Origin of the sequence: Micropruina sp. (assembly GCF_027492755.1) — a bacterium.
GTDB lineage: Bacteria > Actinomycetota > Actinomycetes > Propionibacteriales > Propionibacteriaceae > Micropruina.
On record NZ_JAPUED010000058.1, the window covers coordinates 18,511 to 19,963 of the forward strand.

Annotated in this window: 1 protein-coding gene; it reads right to left on the reverse strand. The window is 70.1% G+C overall.

Features of this window, described 5'->3' with window-relative positions; translation table 11 throughout:
* Positions 1–374: 374 nt before the first annotated feature.
* Complete coding sequence (locus tag Q0066_RS03930; protein WP_298130261.1) at positions 375–1,370, reverse strand: phosphotransferase; 996 nt, start codon at positions 1,368–1,370, stop codon at positions 375–377.
* Positions 1,371–1,453 lie beyond the last annotated feature (83 nt).

A 1,453-nucleotide genomic window follows, 5' to 3' on the forward strand; every position in this document is an offset into this window, starting at 1 on the left:
GGCGATGCGGCGGGCGGGGTCGCACAACCGGCGACGGCGAGAGCGAACGCACCGAGCGCTACCGGTGCAATCAAGGACTTCTTCACGGACCTGCCTCCTGAGCAAGACGAACGGCGGGCCCCTCATCGGCCCATTGCGGTGGAGATTCGGGGTAGCTCTCCACCGCTGGTCACACTAGCCACCGTGGTGCCGCTCGTCGCCCCCCGATAGGGCGTGCGGGGCACCTGATACCAAGTCGTTATGGGCGCGCTGATCAAGGTCCCTCCCTCGTCATCCCGGACTTGATCCGGGATCTCTCCCGCTGAGATCCCGGGTCGGAGCCCGGGATGACGTGAGTGAGCAGCGCTTCCCCAGGGAGGGTGCCGCGCCGCGGCTCAGGTCGGCTCGCGGCGGTACCGGCCGGTGTCCAGCCAAGCTCTCAGCCGACGCACACTGCCGGCGGTGTACTTGGGGATGAAGGCGCGCAGATCGGCGTTCTGCTGCTCGAGCAGATCGTCGACGAGCAGCAGATTGCGGCCGGCGACCATGCCCTCGAAGACCTCGTCGCTCACCGCGGGCAGCGGCCGGACGCCGGCATAGCCCTCGCGCAGGGCGTCCTCGGCGGCGACGTCGTCGCGCAGGTAGTAGACCGCGATGGCCAGGTCGAGCGCCGGAACGCCGAGCCCGGCGTCGTCGAAATCGAAGACGCTGAGCCGTCCGTCGTGCCACTTCAGGTTGCCGCCGTGCAGGTCGGCGTGCAGCGGAATTGCACCGTCGGCTGCGAAAGCCTGGTCCTGCAACTCCTGCGAGCGGGCCAGCGCCTCGGTCAGCACGGCGCTGGCGTCGGCGTCCAGGGCCGGGTGGTCGCCGAACCGGTTGGGCAGATCGGTCAGCACCTTGTCGAACAGCGGCAGCGCACCTGCCACGGGCGGCTGCCAACTGGCTGCATGGTTGTGCAGCAATGCCATCGCCTCGCCCACCGCGCGCGCCTGCCGGGGCCGCGGCCGGAAGCCGATATTGCGGCCCTCCAGCCAGGAGAACAACACCAGCGGCAGGTCGCGGCCATGATCCGGACTGGAGATGCGGGCCGCCCACTCCCCCTCGCGGGTGCGCTGCGGCGTCGGCACCCGCAGCTCGGTCTCGGACGACAGCGCAGCCAACCAGGCGACCTCCGCCCGCAGGTGGGCCTCGGTCTTGGTCGGGATCACGTTGACCCGCAACGCGAACCGCCGGCCGTCGGCGGCGTCCACCCGGAAGGTGGTGTTGTAGCCGTGGTTCAGCAGCCGCAGGGACGCCTCGCCAAGCCCCCAGGCGGGCAGCGCACGGGCTGCCAGCGCACGCAGCCGGTTCACCTGGGTGCGAGCGGTGACCTCGATGAACGGCTTGCGCATGGCGTCACCGTATTGCACCCGCTACCCGGCCTTGCCCCGTCGGTTGAGCTGGCCGTTGGTTGAGCCTGCCCGTTGGTTGAGCT